This is a genomic window from Planococcus koreensis, from assembly GCF_004761975.1.
GTDB classification, from domain to species: Bacteria; Bacillota; Bacilli; order Bacillales_A; family Planococcaceae; genus Planococcus; species Planococcus koreensis.
This window is the reverse complement of record NZ_RQII01000059.1, coordinates 1-19,931: the sequence shown is the minus strand read 5'-3', so window position 1 is coordinate 19,931 and position 19,931 is coordinate 1. Positions and strand designations below refer to the sequence as shown.

The 19,931-nt window shown below is 47.5% G+C and carries 21 protein-coding genes; 19 read left to right on the top strand and 2 right to left on the bottom strand.

Features of this window, described 5'->3' with window-relative positions; translation table 11 throughout:
- Positions 1-21 precede the first annotated feature (21 nt).
- The 14 genes from EGV91_RS13900 to EGV91_RS13835 all read left to right on the top strand — a co-directional run bounded on the left by EGV91_RS13900 (position 22) and on the right by EGV91_RS13835 (position 11,609).
- A complete protein-coding gene (locus EGV91_RS13900; RefSeq protein WP_135504677.1) occupies positions 22-672 on the top strand; it encodes a flagellar biosynthetic protein FliO in 651 nt (216 codons plus the stop codon).
- The gene (fliP, locus tag EGV91_RS13895) at positions 669-1,358 is read left to right on the top strand and encodes a flagellar type III secretion system pore protein FliP (protein WP_135504675.1); all 690 of its coding nucleotides are present in this window, start codon (positions 669-671) and stop codon (positions 1,356-1,358) included. Before EGV91_RS13900 ends, fliP begins: the two co-directional genes overlap by 4 nt.
- Positions 1,359-1,834: 476 nt before the next feature.
- Positions 1,835-2,104, top strand: a complete 270-nt coding sequence (gene fliQ / locus EGV91_RS13890) for a flagellar biosynthesis protein FliQ (RefSeq protein ID WP_135504674.1) — start codon at positions 1,835-1,837, stop codon at positions 2,102-2,104.
- A gap of 3 nt (positions 2,105-2,107) precedes the next feature.
- Positions 2,108-2,887 (top strand): flagellar biosynthetic protein FliR, encoded by a 780-nt coding sequence (fliR, locus tag EGV91_RS13885; RefSeq protein WP_135504672.1) that lies wholly within the window; start codon positions 2,108-2,110, stop codon positions 2,885-2,887.
- A complete protein-coding gene (gene flhB / locus EGV91_RS13880) occupies positions 2,888-3,976 on the top strand; it encodes a flagellar biosynthesis protein FlhB (protein WP_135504671.1) in 1,089 nt (362 codons plus the stop codon).
- A 21-nt stretch (positions 3,977-3,997) separates the two neighbouring features.
- Positions 3,998-6,058, top strand: coding sequence for a flagellar biosynthesis protein FlhA (flhA, locus tag EGV91_RS13875; RefSeq protein WP_135504670.1), 2,061 nt, complete (start codon positions 3,998-4,000; stop codon positions 6,056-6,058).
- Positions 6,055-7,203 carry a flagellar biosynthesis GTPase FlhF gene (gene flhF, locus EGV91_RS13870; protein ID WP_135504668.1) on the top strand — a complete coding sequence of 383 codons (1,149 nt, stop codon included), beginning with the start codon at positions 6,055-6,057 and terminating at the stop codon, positions 7,201-7,203. The genes flhA and flhF overlap by 4 nt, the downstream gene beginning before the upstream one ends.
- On the top strand, positions 7,196-8,053 hold the full coding sequence (locus EGV91_RS13865) for a MinD/ParA family protein (protein ID WP_135504667.1): 858 nt from the start codon (positions 7,196-7,198) through the stop codon (positions 8,051-8,053). The genes flhF and EGV91_RS13865 overlap by 8 nt, the downstream gene beginning before the upstream one ends.
- Positions 8,054-8,089: 36 nt before the next feature.
- Positions 8,090-8,860, top strand: coding sequence for a FliA/WhiG family RNA polymerase sigma factor (locus EGV91_RS13860; protein ID WP_338325059.1), 771 nt, complete (start codon positions 8,090-8,092; stop codon positions 8,858-8,860).
- Positions 8,838-9,332: a DUF6115 domain-containing protein gene (locus EGV91_RS13855; protein ID WP_135504666.1), complete on the top strand. Its 495-nt coding sequence runs from the start codon at positions 8,838-8,840 to the stop codon at positions 9,330-9,332. Before EGV91_RS13860 ends, EGV91_RS13855 begins: the two co-directional genes overlap by 23 nt.
- Positions 9,333-9,347: 15 nt before the next feature.
- Positions 9,348-9,785, top strand: coding sequence for a YaaR family protein (locus EGV91_RS13850; protein WP_135504664.1), 438 nt, complete (start codon positions 9,348-9,350; stop codon positions 9,783-9,785).
- 23 nt (positions 9,786-9,808) lie between these two features.
- Complete coding sequence (locus EGV91_RS13845; RefSeq protein WP_135504663.1) at positions 9,809-10,159, top strand: PilZ domain-containing protein; 351 nt, start codon at positions 9,809-9,811, stop codon at positions 10,157-10,159.
- 134 nt (positions 10,160-10,293) lie between these two features.
- Positions 10,294-10,785, top strand: a complete 492-nt coding sequence (locus tag EGV91_RS13840; protein WP_135504662.1) for a VanZ family protein — start codon at positions 10,294-10,296, stop codon at positions 10,783-10,785.
- A gap of 188 nt (positions 10,786-10,973) precedes the next feature.
- Complete coding sequence (locus EGV91_RS13835; protein WP_135504660.1) at positions 10,974-11,609, top strand: hypothetical protein; 636 nt, start codon at positions 10,974-10,976, stop codon at positions 11,607-11,609.
- A gap of 398 nt (positions 11,610-12,007) precedes the next feature.
- On the opposite strand, the gene EGV91_RS13830 is transcribed toward EGV91_RS13835, so the two are convergent.
- Positions 12,008-12,739, bottom strand: coding sequence for a DUF6904 family protein (locus EGV91_RS13830; RefSeq protein ID WP_135504659.1), 732 nt, complete (start codon positions 12,737-12,739; stop codon positions 12,008-12,010).
- 236 nt (positions 12,740-12,975) lie between these two features.
- Between EGV91_RS13830 and EGV91_RS13825 the strand changes: the two genes are divergently transcribed.
- From EGV91_RS13825 to EGV91_RS13815, 3 genes are all read left to right on the top strand, one after another.
- Positions 12,976-13,404, top strand: a complete 429-nt coding sequence (locus EGV91_RS13825) for a VanZ family protein (RefSeq protein ID WP_241666193.1) — start codon at positions 12,976-12,978, stop codon at positions 13,402-13,404.
- A 231-nt stretch (positions 13,405-13,635) separates the two neighbouring features.
- The gene (gene galU / locus EGV91_RS13820) at positions 13,636-14,532 is read left to right on the top strand and encodes a UTP--glucose-1-phosphate uridylyltransferase GalU (protein WP_135504655.1); all 897 of its coding nucleotides are present in this window, start codon (positions 13,636-13,638) and stop codon (positions 14,530-14,532) included.
- A 255-nt stretch (positions 14,533-14,787) separates the two neighbouring features.
- A complete protein-coding gene (locus tag EGV91_RS13815; protein ID WP_158290621.1) occupies positions 14,788-16,065 on the top strand; it encodes an ATP-binding protein in 1,278 nt (425 codons plus the stop codon).
- Between the two features lie 63 nt (positions 16,066-16,128).
- Here the strand turns inward: EGV91_RS13815 and EGV91_RS13810 are convergent, their stop codons facing one another.
- On the bottom strand, positions 16,129-17,127 hold the full coding sequence (locus tag EGV91_RS13810; RefSeq protein ID WP_135504652.1) for a GNAT family N-acetyltransferase: 999 nt from the start codon (positions 17,125-17,127) through the stop codon (positions 16,129-16,131).
- Positions 17,128-17,556: 429 nt separating this feature from the next.
- Here EGV91_RS13810 and EGV91_RS13805 point away from each other — a divergent pair, with 429 nt between their 5' ends.
- Both EGV91_RS13805 and EGV91_RS13800 read left to right on the top strand, forming a co-directional pair.
- Positions 17,557-18,831 carry an ATP-binding protein gene (locus EGV91_RS13805; RefSeq protein WP_158290620.1) on the top strand — a complete coding sequence of 425 codons (1,275 nt, stop codon included), beginning with the start codon at positions 17,557-17,559 and terminating at the stop codon, positions 18,829-18,831.
- Positions 18,831-19,838 carry a GNAT family N-acetyltransferase gene (locus EGV91_RS13800; protein ID WP_135504649.1) on the top strand — a complete coding sequence of 336 codons (1,008 nt, stop codon included), beginning with the start codon at positions 18,831-18,833 and terminating at the stop codon, positions 19,836-19,838. Before EGV91_RS13805 ends, EGV91_RS13800 begins: the two co-directional genes overlap by 1 nt.
- Positions 19,839-19,931: the final 93 nt, after the last annotated feature.

Below are 19,931 nucleotides of genomic sequence, written 5' to 3'. Positions count from 1 at the left end.
ATCGTAAGGAGTTCATCCAGAATGGCACACATAAAATCATCTATTCTTACAATTTTATTGATGGCGGCGCTGACCGCTTTCGTATTTCCGGCATCTGCATCCGCTGAACCGAATGTTGCCGATTGGCTGGAAGAAGACGGCGGAGATCAGGAACAAGCGCCTGCGCCGAATGAAGCCGCAGTCGTCAAGGAAGAGCAGAGCCTCTTCGGCATCATCTTGAAGCTGGTGTTTTACACGCTGCTGATTCTGGTGATGATCTACGGCCTCATCAAATTTCTTGCCATCCGCCAGCAGAAGTTCCAGCCCAACCAGGCAGTCAAGCTGATGGGAGGGACACCGCTCGGCAACAACAAATCGCTGCAGCTCGTGAAAGTCGGCAACCAAGTTCTGCTGATCGGCGTCGGCGACCAAGTGACGCTCATCAAGGAATTTGCGGATGCTGAAGAAATCGGCCTCGACGCAGCACCTGCTGAAACTGCGCCGGCCGGGTTCACCAACCCGCTGCTGAAATTGCCGCAATGGAAAAAAAGTTTCGTCGGCGCCCAAGACAGCAAAACTGGCAGGTTCGAAGAATTATTCAACCAAAGCCTCGAAAAGCAGAAACATAAACAACAACAGCTGAAAGAAGCGTTGACGAAGAAACCCGAAGGCAAAGAAGGTAATCCGAAATGATGGCTGACATCCTCTTATCCATAAACATACCAGGCATCGATTTCGGCAGCGAATCGCCGGAAGACGTCGGGGTCACACTCCAGCTTCTGGCACTGATGACCATCTTGTCGCTCGCTCCAGCCATCCTTATCCTCATGACCAGCTTTACCCGCATCATCATTGTCCTGTCGTTCGTCCGTACGGGGCTCGGGACGCAGTCCATGCCGCCAAACCAAGTGCTCGTCGGCCTCGCCTTGTTTTTGACGTTCTTCATCATGGCGCCGGTCTTCACAGAAATCAACGATACCGCCTTGCAGCCGTACCTTGAAGGCGAATCAACGCAAGAAGAAGCGCTCGACACGGCGATCTTGCCGATCAAACGCTTTATGGCCGAGCACACACGGGAAAAAGATCTCGCCCTGTTCTTCAAATACCAGGACCTCGAGAAACCGGACAGCATCGACGAAATCCCGCTCATGTCCCTGATCCCGGCTTTTGCCATCAGCGAACTGAAGACAGCTTTCCAGATCGGCTTTGTCATTTTCATTCCGTTCCTGATCATCGACATGGTCGTCGCCAGCACATTGATGGCGATGGGGATGATGATGCTGCCGCCGGTCATGATCTCGCTGCCGTTCAAGATCCTGCTGTTTGTCTTAGTAGATGGCTGGTACCTCATCATCGAGTCCTTGCTGGTTAGTTTTTAGTAATTTATTAATACAGAAGTATTCGTTTCAGGTGGACGCTTTCCGCGGGGCGTGGCCTGAGCCTCCTCGGTCGCTAGCGAAAACCGGTGCTCCTGCATCGCTGCGCTAGCTTCGTCGCAAAGGTTTAACCGAATGTGGTTCGGTCAAACCTTTCCTGTGGGGTCTCAGGACTCACGCTATTCCCGCAGGAGTCGCCACCTTCCACTCATACTTCTAAATTATCCTTCTAATTTTAATTAATATTACTTTATAAGGTGAACTAAAAAATCTGCAAAGTATTTGGAGAAGCGTTCGCTCGACTCCTGTGGGGTTAGCGGGTTTGAGAGACCCCGCAGTCCGCGCAAGCGGATGAGGAGGCTCGATTCCCGCCCCACGGAAAGCGAGCGAAAAGCTTCGGAAAATACGGATTCTCAATACTTGATATATCTTCGCAGCTAATTTAGCTAACCAACCCATCCACCGAAAGGAAGAACAAGATGACACCTGATGTAGTGATAAAACTGGCCGAACAATCGATCTACATGATCATCATCATTTCCGCCCCCATTCTCTTGATCGCGCTTGGCGTCGGGCTTATCGTCAGTGTGTTCCAGGCGATGACGCAAATCCAGGAACAGACTTTGGCGTTTGTGCCAAAAATCATTGCGGTGTTCTTGTCGATCGTCATTTTCGGTCCCTGGATGCTGACGATGCTGCTGGATTATACGCGCGATTTGTTCCAGCAGCTGCCGCAGCTGATCGGTTAGGCCATGGAACCATTTCTGGCGTCTTTTCCTTATTTATTGCTGATGTTTGTGCGCATCACGAGTTTTTTCCTCATTGCGCCGCTGTTTTCCATGAAAGGCGTGCCGAATCATTTCAAGATCGGCATCGGCGCGTTTTTGGCGCTGATGGCCTGGACGGGCGCGAGCCTCGGAGAACCTTTGCCGCTGGATGGTTATTTTATCGGCATGGCGATCCGGGAAGTGGCGATCGGCATCGCACTGGGCTTTACGGCTGCATTGATTTTGTACACGGTGCAGGTGGCGGGGGCATTCATCGATTTCCAGATGGGGTTTGCAATCGCCAGTGTCATGGATCCGCAGACGGGCAGCCAAGTGCCGATCATCGGCCATTTCAAATACATATTGGCGCTGCTGTTTTTGCTGGCAGTGGACGGCCATCACATGATGCTTGACGGCATCATGCGGAGCCTCGAGGTGCTGCCGGTCGGCACCCTGGCGTTCAGTGTCGGCTCTTCTGAACTGGCGCGCTTTATCGTGGATCTGTTCACGGGGATGTTCCTGTCGGCGCTGCAGATCGCGCTGCCGATTATCGGTGCTTTGTTTTTGACGGATATCGCACTTGGGATCCTGGCGAAGACGGTGCCGCAATTGAACATATTTGCAGTCGGTTTTCCACTGAAGATCTTTACGGGTTTTGTGCTGTTGATGTTTTCCATGCCCATTTTCTTTTACATCCTGCAGACTTTGTTTGAGGAAATCATGGTGGGGATGGGGGATCTGACCCGGTTATTAGGAGGAAGTTAGATGGCTAAGAGGATGCCCCTCAACCTGCAATTCTTTTCAGGTGAGAAAACAGAGAAAGCGACGCCGCAGAAACGGCAGGAATCGAAGCGCAAAGGGCAAGTGGCGAAAAGTGCTGAAATCCCGTCCGCTTTGATCATGGTCGGCGGCGTCATGCTGCTGAGCTTTTTGGGTGGCTGGCTGCTGGATCAAATCCTGGCGATTTACCGCATCAATTTCACCCAATACATCAATTGGGAATGGACTTCTTCCAATGTGCGGACGCTTTTTGAGCAGATGACCGTGAATGCAGTGAAAATCATGGCCCCGATCATGCTGGCCGCAGTGGTGTTCGGGATTCTCGGTAATTACGTCCAAGTGGGTTCGATGTTCACCACTGAGCCGTTGAAAATGCAGCTGAACCGGCTTGATCCCATCCAAGGGGCCAAGCGGATTTTTTCCATCCGTGCCTTGGTGGAACTCGCCAAATCATTGATGAAAATTGCCATTATCGGTTTTGCGGCATTTTCGGTGCTGTGGGCTGAAAGGGGCGAGTTGTTTTTATTGTCCCAGAAAACCTTGGGGGCTTCGCTGGCATTCATCGGCGGGCTGACGATCAAGCTTGCGCTGATCGCCGCTGCCATCTTGATGGTGCTGGCCATCTTCGATTATATGTACCAGAAATACGAGTTCGAGAAAAACATCCGGATGTCGAAACAAGACATAAAAGACGAATACAAGAAATCCGAAGGCGACCCGCTGATCAAACAGAAGATCAAAGAACGGCAGCGGTCGATGAGCATGAACCGCATGATCCAGGACCTGCCGAATGCAGATGTCCTGATTACGAATCCGACACATTACGCCATCGCGATCCAATACGATGCAGAGACGATGGAAGCGCCGAAAGTCATTGCCATGGGCAAAGACCACCTGGCGTTGAAAATCAAAGAAAAAGCGAAAGAACACCAAATTGTCATTATGGAAAATAAGCCGCTCGCCCGTGCATTATACGCCCAGGTGGAAGTAGGGGATTCGGTCCCTGAAGATCTGTTCCTGGCGGTGGCAGAGGTTTTAGCATACATCTACCGGTTAAAAGGAAAAATCAGCTGATTGGGAAGGGGAGGAAACAACATGAAAATAAAAGATTATGCCATTTTAATATCCGTTATCATGATTATCGTCATGATGGTCATTCCTCTTCCTCCGTTATTATTGGATATTTTGATCATGATCAATCTCAGCATCGCATTGACGATCATCCTCGTCGCGATGAACACACGGGAAGCCTTAGAATTCTCCATCTTCCCGACGCTGTTATTGCTGACGACTTTGTTCCGCCTCGGTTTAAATGTTTCAACGACCCGTTCAATTTTGACGAACCAGACAGGCGGGGAAGTCATTGAAACCTTCGGCTCATTCGTCGTCGGCGGCAGTGCCATTATCGGGATTTTGGTTTTCCTGATCCTTGTCATCATCCAGTTTTTGGTCATCACAAAAGGTTCAGAGCGCGTGGCCGAAGTAGCAGCGCGCTTTACGCTCGATTCGATGCCCGGCAAACAGATGAGCATTGATGCCGATCTCGGCGCCGGCATGATTTCCGATATGGAAGCAAAAAAACGCCGTGAGAAAGTCAGCCAAGAGGCGGATTTCTACGGAGCGATGGACGGAGCATCCAAGTTTGTCAAAGGCGACGCCATCGCCGGCATCATCATCACCATCATCAATATCATCGGCGGATTGCTGATCGGTATATTGGTCCATGGAATGCCATTCGGTGAAGCGGCGCAGCTCTTTACCTTATTATCCATTGGCGACGGGCTCGTCAGCCAGATTCCAGCCCTGCTGATTTCCACTGCTGCCGGCATCGTCGTAACGCGTGCCGTTTCTGAAGGCAACCTCGGAACGGACATCACCAAGCAATTATTCGCTTATCCGAAGCTGCTGTATATTGTGGCCGGCACGCTGTCGCTGATTGCGGTATTCACACCGATCAACCCGATGCTCGTGCTGCCGGTCGCAGGCCTAGTCGCTTATGGCGGCTTTACGATGCAGCGCAATTTGAATAAAGAAGAAAAGCTCGAGAAGGAAGCGTCCGCAAAGAGTCCGGAACTCGACAGCATCAAAAGTCCGGAGAGTGTCATCGACCTTTTGCATGTCGATGCCATTGAATTTGAATTCGGTTACGGCTTGATCCCGATCGCTGACAAAAACCAAGGGGGAGACTTGCTTGACCGGGTCATCATGATCCGCCGCCAATGCGCGATCGAACTGGGCATCGTCGTACCGGTCATCCGCATCCGCGACAACATCCAATTGCAGCCCAACGAATACGTCATCAAGATCAAAGGCAACCGGGTAGCTTCAGGCGAAATCATGCTCAACCATTATTTGGCGATGAGCCCCGGCATTGACGACGACAGCATCGAAGGCATTCCGACCATCGAACCGGCTTTCGGCATGCCTGCCTTATGGGTCAATGAAGACATGAAAGAAGAGGCGGAAATGTCAGGCTATGCGATTATCGACCCGCCATCGGTCGTTTCCACCCACCTGACGGAAGTAATCAAGCGCCATGCGCATGAATTGATCGGCCGACAAGAAGTGCGCGCATTAATAGAAAACATACGTGAAACATCTCCTGCGGTGGTCGAAGAGTTGATCCCGAACCAGCTGGCGATTGGCGATGTACAGAAAGTGCTGATGAAACTATTGAAAGAAAAAGTCTCAATCCGCAATCTATTGGCCATCCTGGAAACGCTGGCTGATTTTTCATCCCAGACAAAAGATCCGGATTTGTTGACGGAATACGTCCGCCAGGCTTTGTCTCGCCAAATCACGCTGCAATATGCTCAGCCGAACCAAGCATTGCAGGTGATCACGGCTGGGGCTAGCCTTGAAAAGAAATTCGCGGAATCTGTCCATCGCACCGAACAAGGGACGTATCTATCAATTGATCCCGAAACTTCGCAGCTGATTTTCCAAAGCATCTCCGAGCAGGCGTCGCAAATGCAGCGGACCGGCATTCAGCCGATTTTGCTGGCTTCCCCTGGCACACGCATGTACATGCGCCAGTTTATCGAACGTTTTTCACCGGAGCTTCCGGTTTTGTCGTATAACGAATTGGAACCGGAAATCGAAATCCAAAGCGTCGGCATTGTTAATATTTCAAGCGGGGCGGTTAATATGTCATGAGATTGAAAACTTATATTGTTGAAAATGTAGTGGATGCCATCCCGATGATCAAGCGGGATCTTGGTTCAGATGCACTGATTCTAAATACGAAAAAAATCAAAACGGGGGGCTTTCTCGGTTTTTTCCAGACAGACAAGCTGGAAGTCATCGCAGCGGTGGAGTCGAAGCCTTCTGAGGCTCAAAAAAAACCGGCAGCCCCAAATAAGGCACCTGTTGTTTACAAATCCGAGGATGCACTGGCTCCAAGTGTACCCGCAGTTTTTTCCTCCCCGCCCGAACAGGCGGACGATTTGATCAGCGAATTGAAGAGCATCAAGCAATTCATGATGCAGGTCATCGAAGAAGACCGGCTGCCGAATGCATTGCAGCCGTTAAGCGACCGGCTCACGGAGCAGGAAGTCCAAAAGGAAATCCAGTCGGAAATTCTGGCCAAGCTGATGGTTGCGCTTGACCGCAACCCAGCGCTCACGGAAGTGCAGGTGTTTGAGGCGGCCCGAGCAGAAATCATCCGCATGATCAAAACCCATCAAAAAGCAAAAGCGGTGAAAGACCCGGAAATGGTTTGCTTCATCGGTCCGACCGGTGTCGGAAAAACGACGACAATCGCCAAAATTGCGGCAGATTACATGTTGCGTGAAGAGAAAAACGTCGGGCTCATCACATCGGATACGTTCCGGATTGCGGCAGTCGAGCAATTGAAGACATACGGGAGCATATTGAATATCCCGGTCAAAGTCGTAGAGACTTCAGCCGGGCTGCAGCAGGCAATTGCTGAATTGCAGGACTGCGACATTATCCTGATGGACACCGCAGGCCGCAATTACCAGCAGAAACAATATATAGAAGACCTTGAGCGCCTGCTGCCAAAGACAGCGAAAATCCAGATCCACCTAGTGCTCAGTTTGACCTCCAAACTGGAGGACATGAAAAAAATCATTGAAAATTTCAAAACGATCAAAATGGACCAGCTTGTATTGACGAAGAAAGACGAAACGAGTTCAGCAGGTGCAATCTTGAATTTGATCTGCCGTTACTCGATTCCGATAAGCTATATCGCAAATGGCCAGAACGTTCCGGATGATCTTGTTGCAGCTACCCCTGAAAAGATTGCGGATTTTGTGTTAGGAGATAACAGCCATGATTGATCAAGCAAAGCAGCTAAGAGAAAAGATGCTCCAGAAATCGTCGAAGAAACCGAGCCGCCAGACGCGCGTTATAGCCGTCACGAGCGGCAAAGGCGGGGTAGGCAAGTCCAATTTCGCGTTGAACTTCGCATTAAGCCTGACCGAACAAAAGAAGAAAGTGCTCATCTTCGATGTCGATCTCGGATTTGCCAATATCGACGTGCTGCTCGGCCGTTCCCCGGAAGAATCGATTGCAACATTGCTCGATAAAGACCTGTCGATATGGGACATCATCGAAGAAGGGCCGAAGGGGCTGCAATTTATCTCTGGGGGAACCGGTTTTGACGAGATGTTCCGCCTCGACGAAACAAAGATGAATAAGTTCTTCCATGAAATGAGCCAGCTTCAAGGCTCGGTTGATTACATCATTCTTGATACGGGTGCGGGGCTGTCGTACGAAAACATGCGCTTTATTCTGGCGGCTGATGATGTCATTCTTGTGACGACGCCCGAACCGACCTCGATTACGGATGCTTATTCAGTGGTCAAGATGGTGCAGGCAAAAGACCCGAATGTCCATATGGCGCTGGTCGTCAATCAATGCACGAGCGATAACGAAGCAAGAGCGACAGCGGAAAATTTCAAGCACGTCACAGCCAAATTCCTGAACAAAGAAATCGGCCTGCTTGGTTCGATTCCGCATGACGCGATTGTGCCCTCGGCTGTGAAGAGACAGGTGCCGTTCGTTCTGGCGTATCCAAATAGCCAAGCGGCGCACGCGATGAAAAAGTTGGCTCACGGCTATCTGAAGCTGCCGGTGCCGTATAAGCTGGGGCTGAAAGGCTTTTTGTTGAAAATATTGTTCAAGTGACCCGGAAATTCTGAAGTAACGGTGGTGAAACTCATAGTGGCAACGAGATTATCAAGTAATGAAGTGAATTATTGGGAAAATTGGCAGCAGCAGCGTGATTCCGATGCGGGAAATTTCCTTGTTGAAAAATACATGCCGCTGGTGGAATTCGTCGTGCAGCGCTTTATGGTCAGCCTTCCGAAAACAATCAGCCAAGATGATATCCGCAGCCTTGCCTATGAGGGACTGCTTGACGCATTTGATAAATTCGATTTCAGCAAAGACCTGAAATTCGAAACCTACGCGACGTGGCGCATTAAAGGAGCAGTCATCGACGGTTTGCGGCAAAGCGACTGGCTGCCGCGTTCGGTCCGAGACAAAGTGAAAAGAATCGAAAAGGCTTATATTGAGCTGGAACAGCAGCACAACGCTTCGGTGACCGATGCCGATGTCAGCGCCTATCTTGGAATCACAAAAGCCGAACTCAACAAAACCGTTTCCGAAGCCGCGCTTTCTGCTCTTGTTTCAATTGATGAAACAGCGTATGGCGACGATACCTCGGACAAATACACGATTGTTGACCCAGCCATCAGTGCATCACCAGAAAAAAGCCTTGCTGCCCAGTCAATGAAAGAGTCGCTCGCGCGGGCGATCGACCGCTTGCCGGAAAAAGAGAAACTAGTTGTTTCCCTTTGCTATTTCGAAGAACTGAAACTTACTGAAATAGCAGAAGTGCTGAGTGTCAGTGTGTCGCGCGTATCCCAACTGCATTCAAAAGCGATTCTCCGCTTGAATGCGGCTATTATTGAACCGCACGACCATTATTAAAAAGGAACGGGTGAATCATGTGAATGGTTATTTGGATGCGGCCCTGATCTTATCGGTTGTGGTGAATGTTGGAGCCGTTTTTGTTTTAATAAAGATGTATAAGTTGGCAGCGGCTATTCCAGTACAAAATAATGATGAAATTTACAAAAGTATGGAAGAATTTATTGAAAATATGGAAAAAGAGAGCGATGAGCTCTTCCAAAATATGACTAATTATATTAAAGTAAAAGAAAGCGAGTTTGATGAAAAGCTCCGCTTGGTTGAAGAGAAAAGAGCAGCCCCTGCGATTGTGCAAGCAGCGCCGGAAACGGTTCCAGCCAAGATGCCGGAAGAAACGGGCCATGGGAAAGTGGAAAAGCTTTATAAGCAGGGTTTTTCACCAGCACAGATTGCCAAGGTGCTGAAAATCGAACTTGGCCAAGTGGAATTGATCATCAATATGCTTAAAAAAAAGCAAAGTTATCAACAGTAAAATGGGGTGCTTGATGTGCGGATTGACGGTTATACACTTATCCAAGGGGACCGGATCCAAAAAGCCCCCGCGGAAACTAAATCTACGGATACATTTGCCGGCGTCATGAAAAGCACGCGTGTGAAACTGCAGAACGATTCATTGAATGGGCTGATGGACCGAGTTGACCAGCAAGGCCAGAAGTTGGCGAAGCAGCGGACACTGGAAAATCTGCTCGATTACAAAACGCTGGTCAAACAATTTATCAGTGAATCGTTGAGCTACGGCCTGCAGCTGACTGACAAGCACAGTGAACATCCCTCCGGCGGCATGAAAACACATCAATTGATCGAAGTGATTGATGAAAAAATGCTGGAAGTGCAGGATGAGGTACTGCGGAGCGAAGAAGACAACATCGATACACTTCGCCTTGTCGGAGAAGTAAAAGGGCTTTTGCTGAATTTGTATATGTAATGGGAAACCATAGGGGGTACGACATGAACGAAAATCGCCGCGAATTTTTCCGCCTATTTCTTAATGGAACGGTCGATGGGCACATCTCAGTAGGGGGCGGTGGGTTTGAACCGCTGGAAATCGAGGACATCAGCGTTAACGGGCTGCGCTTTCTCAGTGATGAGGATCTTTCAAAGGACGAATCCGTATGCTGCAACTTCGCCATTCTGGAACAGGAATTTCTGCTGGATGGCAAGATTGTCCGCAAAGAGCTGAAAGGCAGCCGCTTTGAATACGGAATCGCTTTTGACACAGACCAGCGCACCGCATCCACGTTATTCAAGCAATTAAATTATTACCAGATCCGGCTTCGCAAAGGCGAACTGGAAGTCTAACAAGCTACAAGTCCGGCGCATTGTGCCAGACTTGTTTTTTTATGATATTTTCTCTATCCGGGATATTTATTGCATGTTATACTACTATTTGGTGAAAAATAACAAAAAAATAGTAATTGGAAAAGGGAAAAATCATGAATACATCTAAAGCACTTTCTTGGGCCGCCGTTATTTTATGGATGGCCGTCATCTTCGGATTCTCCCATCAGCCTGCCACAGTATCAAGCGGCATGAGCTCCGGGATTACAGAAACCATTCTACAAGCGATTTCACAATTTTCTTCAGAAGCATCGATCGATACGGATGCTTTGCATACGTTTGTCAGGAAGAATGCCCACTTCTTTGTTTATTTGATATTAGGCGTATTGGTGTTCCATGCGCTGCGCAAAAGTGGCATTAAAGGCTATCGGGGTGGCCTAGCAGCTTTGGCAATCTGCGCCCTGTATGCAATGTCGGATGAGTTCCATCAATTATTCATCCCGGGCCGCAGCGGTGAACTTCGTGACGTGCTCATCGACAGCACAGGGGCATTTGTTGGAATCGGTGTAGCTTTAGGGTTAACCGAATGGCGAAAAGCGAAAAACTGGGCTGGCACAAAGTCGAGAACCCAGGAAGCTGGACGCTAATTTATAAAGAGCAAACTCATGCACAAGCTACACCAACTGACTGTGCAGAATGGAGAAGCTGCTTGGCTGAAGTTTTAATTTAATGGCTTAGTGGCTTTATAGTGAAAAAAAGGAATATCTTAAAAGCTTCAATCGTGGAATGCCCTGCGGTTTAAGGCCATGAGCATTATATTTAAGGGAGAATGAAGATGAAATCAACAGAAATTCACAGGCGCACAAGACAGGGAATAGCCTTTTGGATTGCGCTTTTACTCGTTTCTTGTGTCGTGATAGCCGGATGTTCGCAAAAAGGAACCGCAGAAAACACGGGTGTTTCTGAAGTGGAACCGGTAGATGAAAAAAATACAGAAGCAATCCAGTCGGTCATCGAAAAAGAATTCAATGCCCCTGATGAAGAGTACAGGGAATTGAGGTACGCAGCGATGGAAAATCTTGAGGACGTCGCGAATCAGGAAGAATTCGCAGTCTATAAGGAAACCCCTGCCTATAAAGCATACGCTGATTATATGGAAAAGAAATACGCAGCCTATTTTACTGAAAATGGCTACGCCAACTTCCTGAATATAAACCCGGCTTTTATGTATAGCGTCTATGAGGGATCTTATCGCCTCAGCGTTTCGAATATAAAAATCAATGCCAGTGAAAACGATCCCACGTTATACAATTTCAGTTTCCAAGTCGCCCATCAAGATGAAAGCAGCGAAACAAGCCGCTTTAAATTCGAAGGGAAAGCGATTGTTCCTGAACAAGGGAAAATTGAAGAAATTGAATTTATGGACACAGAAGGCTTAAAGCAACAATTGAATAAAGCGAATGCAAAATAAAAACCGTTGATCCAGCTATGGATCAACGGTTTTTACTTAGGTATATCGGATTTTGCGCTCCGAATCCTTGAGAGAATGCTTACAAAAAGCGGATGAGTTGGTTTCTCTCTTTAATGAGAGCTACATGCTAACAACCGGTCTGGCCACGAAGACTCCTGTGGGACAGCGAAGGCTGAAGACCCCGCAGGAAACGAGGTTTGAAGAACCTCGTTTGCGACGAAGCTAGCGCAGCGATGCAACGCACTTTAATGTCTCGAAGCTAGCGTAGCGATGCAGAGACAGGAGCAACTCTTTTTCCAGTGACGAGGAGGCTGAAGCTGAGCCCACGGAAAGCGAAGTGGCCAGAACGGTTGGGGATACACAGTTATTTATTTTGATTAGACTTTGCCATTATTCGATTACCAGTCAATTGTTTCTGGATAATTCTCTTTATAGCGCAGTTCGGAAACGTGCACTTGCAGGCCTTCCGCCAAATCGATGAAATCGGAGCGGAAATCATAATAGAGTGAATCGAGTTCGCAAATGCGTTTTGCCATGATGCTGATGTTTTCTGGACGCCTTTCAGGTGGCAGCCGAAGGAAATGGATATTCAAGCGATCAATGTACTGAATTAAATAATTCTGGTATTTCGTTTTTGCGAACAATCCATGGGGGTCGATGTACTTCCGGAGCTGGCGGTAACGGTTAGGGCTCAGTGTTTCCTCCAAGCAGCTGGCGACTGCGCTTTGGAATTTGCGGACAGCCGCTGCCCATGGATCCCAGCTGTGGACTCTTGCACCGTCCATATAATGGAAGATGAAATCGTTGAGGGCAAATGATGCGAAAAGAACCTCTGGCCATAGCGCTTCAAATTTCAAATACACGTTATTGTCTGTGTGTTCCACCGGTAGCCAAAGATCGTTCCGCGCGCTAAAGCCGTTCGGTACAGCCTCGAAGCAACGGTTGCCGAGCTGTGCTTGCCGCAGCTCATTGAACAGCCCTAGAATCCGGCGGCGCGGCTGTCCGTAGCCATCGTCTTCCTCATGACTTCGTGTAATACGGTGCACTGCCTCATACAGCTCATCAAAATCGGAATAGTCGCCAGAAATATGGACACCGGCATAATTTGGCGTGTGCCGGATTCGGATCATCGGTAACCACCCTTTCCAGTTTTAATTGAAAAATAATGAATTCTCTTTGCTATAAGGATAATACAGATGGGTAATTAAGGGTATAGAATATAAGTTATTTGACTTGTCAGAATTTTTTATAGACAATAAGTTTAATAACGAGCATACTATTTTCACGCCGCTTATCTACTAAGCGTTAAAAGAATTTCCAAAAGCATAGAATCTGAAGTTGAATTGAAGGGAGTTGGCCAGTGGGAATGAAACCGTTTCTAGTATTTGTATGGGCTGCGGTAATCATTGTCGCAACCTGCAATAATGACGCACACGCTTTTCTATTTGATCGGATTGTCGGTTTCAGTTTTAACACGTCCCCGAATCTGGCCGATCTCCTGATCATCAACGACATAGATTTCTCAGACAGCTTCTACACGATCCAAAAAACAGGCCATTTCCTGTCTTTTGCGTTATTGTATGTGCTGCTTTTCAGCTGGCTGAAAAAGCATCTGCCAGCAGTTGTTATCGCTGTGGGATTCGCGGTATTAACGGAAATCCTGCAATTGTATTTTGAGCGGGACGGACGGCTTTTCGATGCCTTTATCGACACATTGGGCATTTTTCTAGCATTCGTCCTCATTAATATCGTGATAAGTTTCAAACGTGATGCTGCAGAAGACACATCTTATTAAGCAATTTGATAGAATGGAGTATAAGGCATAAAGGTTTCTGTTCACTTGGATTAAAGTAAATAAGATTTATCGAGTGCATACCCTTTACTAGCGAAGGTGTGCCCATGGGCTAGGCGTCCTTTGCCTGGCTTATTGCGCCATACGGGCAAAAAGCGTCCGTATTGATGAATAGGCAGCAACCCTATTAGTAAAACCAATAGCAAATTCCATACCATTAGAGGAGGTTCCGAAGTGAAAAAGAAAGTGACGAAAGCGATTATTCCCGCAGCGGGACTGGGTACAAGATTTTTGCCCGCCACGAAAGCGATGCCGAAAGAAATGCTGCCGATATTGAATAAGCCGACCATCCAATATATTGTCGAAGAAGCGATCGAATCGGGGATTGAAGACATCATTATTGTTACCGGCAAAGGGAAAAGAGCGATTGAAGATCATTTCGACAATAACTTCGAACTTGAAGACAATTTGCTGAAACGCGAAAAATACGAGCTATTGGAACAAGTTCGCGATTCTTCAAAAGTGGAAATCCATTATATCCGCCAAAAAGAACCGAAAGGCTTGGGCCATGCAATCTGGTGTGCGCGCAAGTTTATCGGCAATGAGCCTTTCGGCGTTTTGCTGGGGGATGACATCATCCAATCTGAAACACCTGCTCTTCAGCAGTTAATGGCTCAGTACGAAACCAATCAATCTTCAATAATCGGCGTCCAGCAAGTCGGGATGTCTGAAACCCACCGATACGGCATTATCGATCCGGGTGAAGCGCATGGCCGCCTTTTTAAAGTCGAAAACTTTGTGGAAAAACCGATGCCCGGAACGGCTCCTTCTGATTTAGCGATTTTAGGGCGCTATGTCCTGACACCGGAAATCTTTCAGTTTTTGGGCCAGCATAAAATTGGGGCTGGCGGAGAAATCCAGTTGACAGACGCCATTCAGCTTTTGAACCAGCATCAAAAGGTGTTTGCCTATAATTTCGAAGGAAAGCGCTATGATGTCGGTGAGATGGTCGGTTTTATCCGGACCACGATGGAGTTCGCCTTGAAAAATGATGAATACGGCGAGGAAGTCGCTGGCATCATGGCAGCTTTGCTGGCTGAACGCAAACGGGCAATCGAGTTGAAATTTTAAAATAAGTGCCGGCCGATTCGTTATTCGAATCAGTCGGCGCTTTTTTGTCGATCTGAAGAAATAGAGAGAGAGAGAAAGTTATTACAAATATTAAAAATTCAGATAATTATTTGACTTGTTTAAATCAGACTGCTATCTTAGTTATAAATACCCTGTGTTTTATTGTGCGGAAAGTAATGTGAGATTTTGAGTTCTAGGCAATCAGTCTGACTTATGGGGTCAGGTGATGGCTCTATAGGAAAGGTGGGATTCGATTTGGTTGATGGCAAAAAGAAGATTCTGATCCTCGGTGGAACGCGCCATATGATTGATGTTGTTAAAACGGCTAAAGCGATGGGGTTCTATACGATTGTCGCAGACAATGTTGCGGGATCTCCGGCTAAGGACCATGCGGCTAAGTTTTTTGATGAAAGCACAGCTGACATTCAAAAGATGGCGGAAATCGTGCGTGCAGAAAAGGTGGACGGAATTTTTACGGCTTTTGAGGATATCAATACGTGGAATGCGGAAAAATTGGCGCGTGAGACAGGATTGCCATTTTACGCTACCGAGGAACAATTGGAAGTCTCTTCAAATAAAAATAAATTCAAGGAATTCTGCCGGCGCTATGATGTTCCGGTCATTCCGGAATATACTGCAGGTAAAACACTCGATGATGAAGTGATCCAGAACATGAAGTTTCCTGTCATCGTGAAACCCGTGGACAGCTATGCCAGCAAAGGCATTACCGTTTGCCACAATTCAACAGAAGTGAAGGACGGTTTTGAGAAGGCGCTCGGCTTTTCAAAATCGGGCAAGGCCATTGTGGAGCCGTTCATCGATAATGCTTATGGTGTCCAGATGTTCTACGCCGTCCGCAACGGCGAAATCGTATTGAACGGCACGACTGACCGCTATGTCCATAAGCAATCGAAAGAGCATCCGCCGTTGCCGATAGCGATGACATTCCCTTCAAAACACCAGCAGCATTATATCGACAATGTGGATCCGAATGTCCGAAACCTGATCAGCGGAATGGGAATTGAAAATGGCTTGGTGTTCATCCAGTCGCTATACGAAGACGGTTCATTCTACATTTACGAGATGGGCTTCCGGTTCAGCGGTGAACAGCATTATAAAATCATTGAGAAGCAGACAGGCATCAATTTGCTGGAAATGATGCTCGAGTTCGCAGTGGGGGAAGATATCGGGAAATACGATTTTGGGGCATTCGACTATGGATATATGCCAAAACCTTCGTGCAACCTGCCGATTCTCCTCGACAATGGGACCATTGCGAAAATCAGCGGGATGGATGAGATCAATCTCATGGAAGAAGTCGTTTCCTATTGCCTCAACCACGAAGTAGGAGATGTGATTGCGGCGAACGGTTCGTATGCGCAGATGTTCGGCAGGTTCAACCTGGTCGCAGCTTCAGAAGAGGCATTGCACAAAGCGGTTGAAAAACTATATAAGCTGCTGAAAATCGAGTCCCGCGAAGGGGCGGATATGGTGCTGGCGAAACATGAACCAGCTAAAGCAAAGGTCCAATAAATAAATCCGTGGATTTCAAAAGGCAGAAGCGATAATTTCGCTTCTGCCTTTTTCGTTTCCGAATTATCCACGATAAAGCGGGAAATGTTCCGGATTCTCAATTATTCCTCTGCTTAAATTATAATCCACCAGAAGGTTGTAAATTGTTTCGTTGCGGACTTTTTTGCCTGTCAGGATGTCGAGCGGCTCGGTTTTCGTGAACCCGCGCTTGAAGCGGTAAAGCACATCGCTTGTTGCTCCGCCGAGGTGCAATTGTTTTTTGCCGTTCTCGACGCCCCATCGGCAGCCTTCGTTCAGTACGAGGCTGTTGCCGGCGACGTTGAAGAATTCAGGGTCATTCGCAGACAGATGGTAATGGAGGAAATCGCCATGGTGTAAATACATCGCCGCTGAAATGTATTGGCCCTCGTATTTCGCGTAGATGATAAATTGTTTGCCTTCCAGCAACGAAAAAGATTCCGCCAATAGCTCTTTTGAGAACCGGTAATGATTCGGGATGTTATTCCTTTTCGCCATGATTTCATAGAGTCGATGGAACTCATCAATCGTTGCACCCGTATAATCATACTCGATTTCGACATTGTTTTTTAATGCCCGGCGGACTTGTTGGCGGGTGCTGGATTTGAATTCTTCCAGAAAATAATCCCCTACGCTCAAGTCGATATACATCGTTATTCCCCGGTTGTCGATGCTGTAGATTTCCTTGAAATCTTCGGCATTCTTCACGCAGGAATTGAACCGGACATATTCCGAAACAATATTATTGGCGATGCAGTATTTTTGGAATTCTGCATCAAATGCCGCTGCCAGTTCTTTTCTTCTGCCTGCCGCGCAGCTGATGATCACCGGGCCGCTTTGGCCAAAAGGGGTGATTGTGTCGTAGTAATTCACGTCGCCTAAAGCGATCGGAATCGGCCGAACGACAAACTGGTAATAGATATGTCCATAGCCGGTCGCGAATTCGAACACTTTGCTCTCCCCAAGGTCCTGTGTTGCATAGGCTTTGCCCCATTCTGGCAAGAAAAAAATATCAGACAATAATGTTGTCAGCATAACCGCCATTTCGTGCTTCCTCCTTTAGGTAACTGCAAATGAAATTCGGGGTGTTTTATTTAAATCTAAACTAATGATAATAATGCTTGGTTAAAACTAGGTTAAATGAATCAGGGTTATTAAATAGGAAGAATAACACATGATGGGAATGGAAGCTGAAAGAAGTTCTTTGAAAAAGAGTTGATATACCTAACGCAGAAGGTAATTTCATCAGGTATTTAAAAATTCAGAATAGTCCATTGACAATGTGTGAATGAACTGATAACTTGGTAGTTAATAGGTAAATGGTTTCTAGAACATCCAGTTTTTAGTTGGTTCATAGCAGGTATTTGCTCTTTATGTCCGACAATGGTTGAAAATCGGTAAACACACGCACGGTGCAACAGGGGTGATTAGCGATTGCTGCTCATTTACAAAACATGCTGGGAGATGTTATGGATGAAAACGGCTAAACAGAGAAAAGTGCTAATACTTGGCGGCATTACTCATATGATCGATGTTGTGAAAACCGCTAAGAAAATGGGGATGTATGCTATTGTAACGGATAATAATGTCGGATCTCCCGCTAAGAAATTTGCGGATAAAGCGTATGACATCAGTACATCGGATACCGCAAAGCTGGCGAAAATCGCGAACGATGAAGAAATTGACGGGGTTTTTACCGCGTTTGATGACATCAATACTTGGAACGCCCTAAAATTATGCAAAAAACTGAATTTGCCGTTTTATGCGTCTAATGAGCAATTGGCGATTACATCGAACAAAGACAAATTCAAGGAATTCTGCCGCACCTTCAACGTGCCGGTCATTGAAGAATACAGCAGCGAAGAAAATATTTGGAAAAACATCGAATTTCCCGTCATCGTCAAACCGGTTGACAGCTATGCAAGCCAGGGAATCTCGGTATGCTACGACCAGCATGAACTCGAAGACGCGTATTTGAAAGCTGAGCACCGTTCAAAAAGCGGCAAGGTCATAGTCGAGCGCTTTATCGATAGTACCCATGGCGTCGAAATGTATTACACCGTCCAGGAGGGCCACGTCATATTGACCGCGGTAACCGATCGCTACGTTTATAAAGCGACAAAGGAACATCCGCCGCTGCCGATTGCGACGCTGTTTCCATCCAAGCACATGGAGCGCTACATTGAAACAGTGGACCAGCGAATCCGCAAGATGATCGAAGGGCTGAAAATCGATAACGGATTGGTGTTTATCCAGTCACTTTACGACGACGGCGATTTCTATATTTATGAGATGGGCTTCCGGCTGAGCGGCGAACAGCATTATCAGGTCATCGAAAAACAGACGGGTGTCAGCTTGTTGGAAATGATGCTCGATCTGTCAGTTGGCAAAGATACGGATAACTACAGCCTGAAGGAATACGATGGCGGGTTCATGCCGTTTCCATCCTGCAACTTGTCAATTTTGCTCGGTGCAGGGACGATTGCTGAAATCCGGGGCATTGATGAGATCCTGGAACTTCCGGAAGTCATCTCTTTTGTGTCTTCGCGGCACATTGGCGACGGCATCGAAATGACCGGCTCGTATGCACAAATGTTCGGGCGCTTCAATATCGTTGCCCAAACCACAGAAGACCTTGATCGAGTTATCAATAAAATCAATAAAACGCTTCAAGTGATATCGAGCGATAACCGCGAAATGATCCTTGCCCGATATGAACCGTATATAGCAGAAATGGGGACAGCGTGATGATGGATATTTTTTTCGAACCGGATTATGGAAGATTATACGAGGAAATCGAGGGTGGGGTTTGCGAAGCTTATGAGTTTTCGCATCCGCTCGGCTCGGTCACGCACCTTTTTATAAAGCGGCAAACCCCGATTCTTGTGGATGAGAAAAAATACTACGACATCGTCACTCCTTACGGTTATGGCGGCCCGCTGATCACATGCAGCGCAGAAGGAGATAAAGCCGAATTGGTCTGCGCATTCAAAGACGCGTTCCAGCAATACTGCGATGCTAACCACATCGTGGGCGAATTCGTCCGTTTCCATCCGGTCCTCGGCAATGCTGAAGACTTCAAAGAATGCTACGATGTTGAGTTTATGCGGAAAACAGTCGGTACCAATTTAAAGGATTTCGACGATCCGGTCCAGGAAGAATTCTCGAAATCGACGCGCAAGGCCATCCGCCATGCGCTGCGCTTAGGAATCGAGACCCGCATTACCGTCAATCCGGAGAATCTCGATAAATTTGCCGAACTTTATCATATCAATATGGAACGTGTGCACGCCGACATGTTCTATTATTTCGACAAGGCTTATTTCGACCGCATCTTGCAGTATTTTGGCGAACATGTCGTACTGGTGGAGGCCCTGTTTGAAGGCGAAGTCATTGGGGCGGAAATGCATTTCATCTACAATAATCTGATCCATACGCATTTGTCCGGCACATTGGAAGGCTACCACCATTTATCGCCCGTCTACGTGATGACGTATGCGATCGCCTTATGGGGCAAGGAGAATGGCATAGAGCTGATCCATGCGGGCGGCGGTTTCACCAACGAACCGGACGATAGTTTGCTGCTCTTTAAAAAGAAATTCGGCAAGAACACGGAATTCGATTTCCATGTCGGGCGCAAGGTGTGGAATGAGGCGGTCTATGCGGAGTTGTGCGCAGCATCCGGTGCCGCGAAAGAAGAACAATTCTTTCCGGCATACCGTGCGAAAGGCACCTGGAACGTCAGCCGGGTATAAATCAGCGTATTTGATAAAGGGTGGAGGCAGCCGAAGAACTGGCTGCCTTTTTGGTTCTACACTAAATGTTGGGGTGTTCAAACAATTCAACCC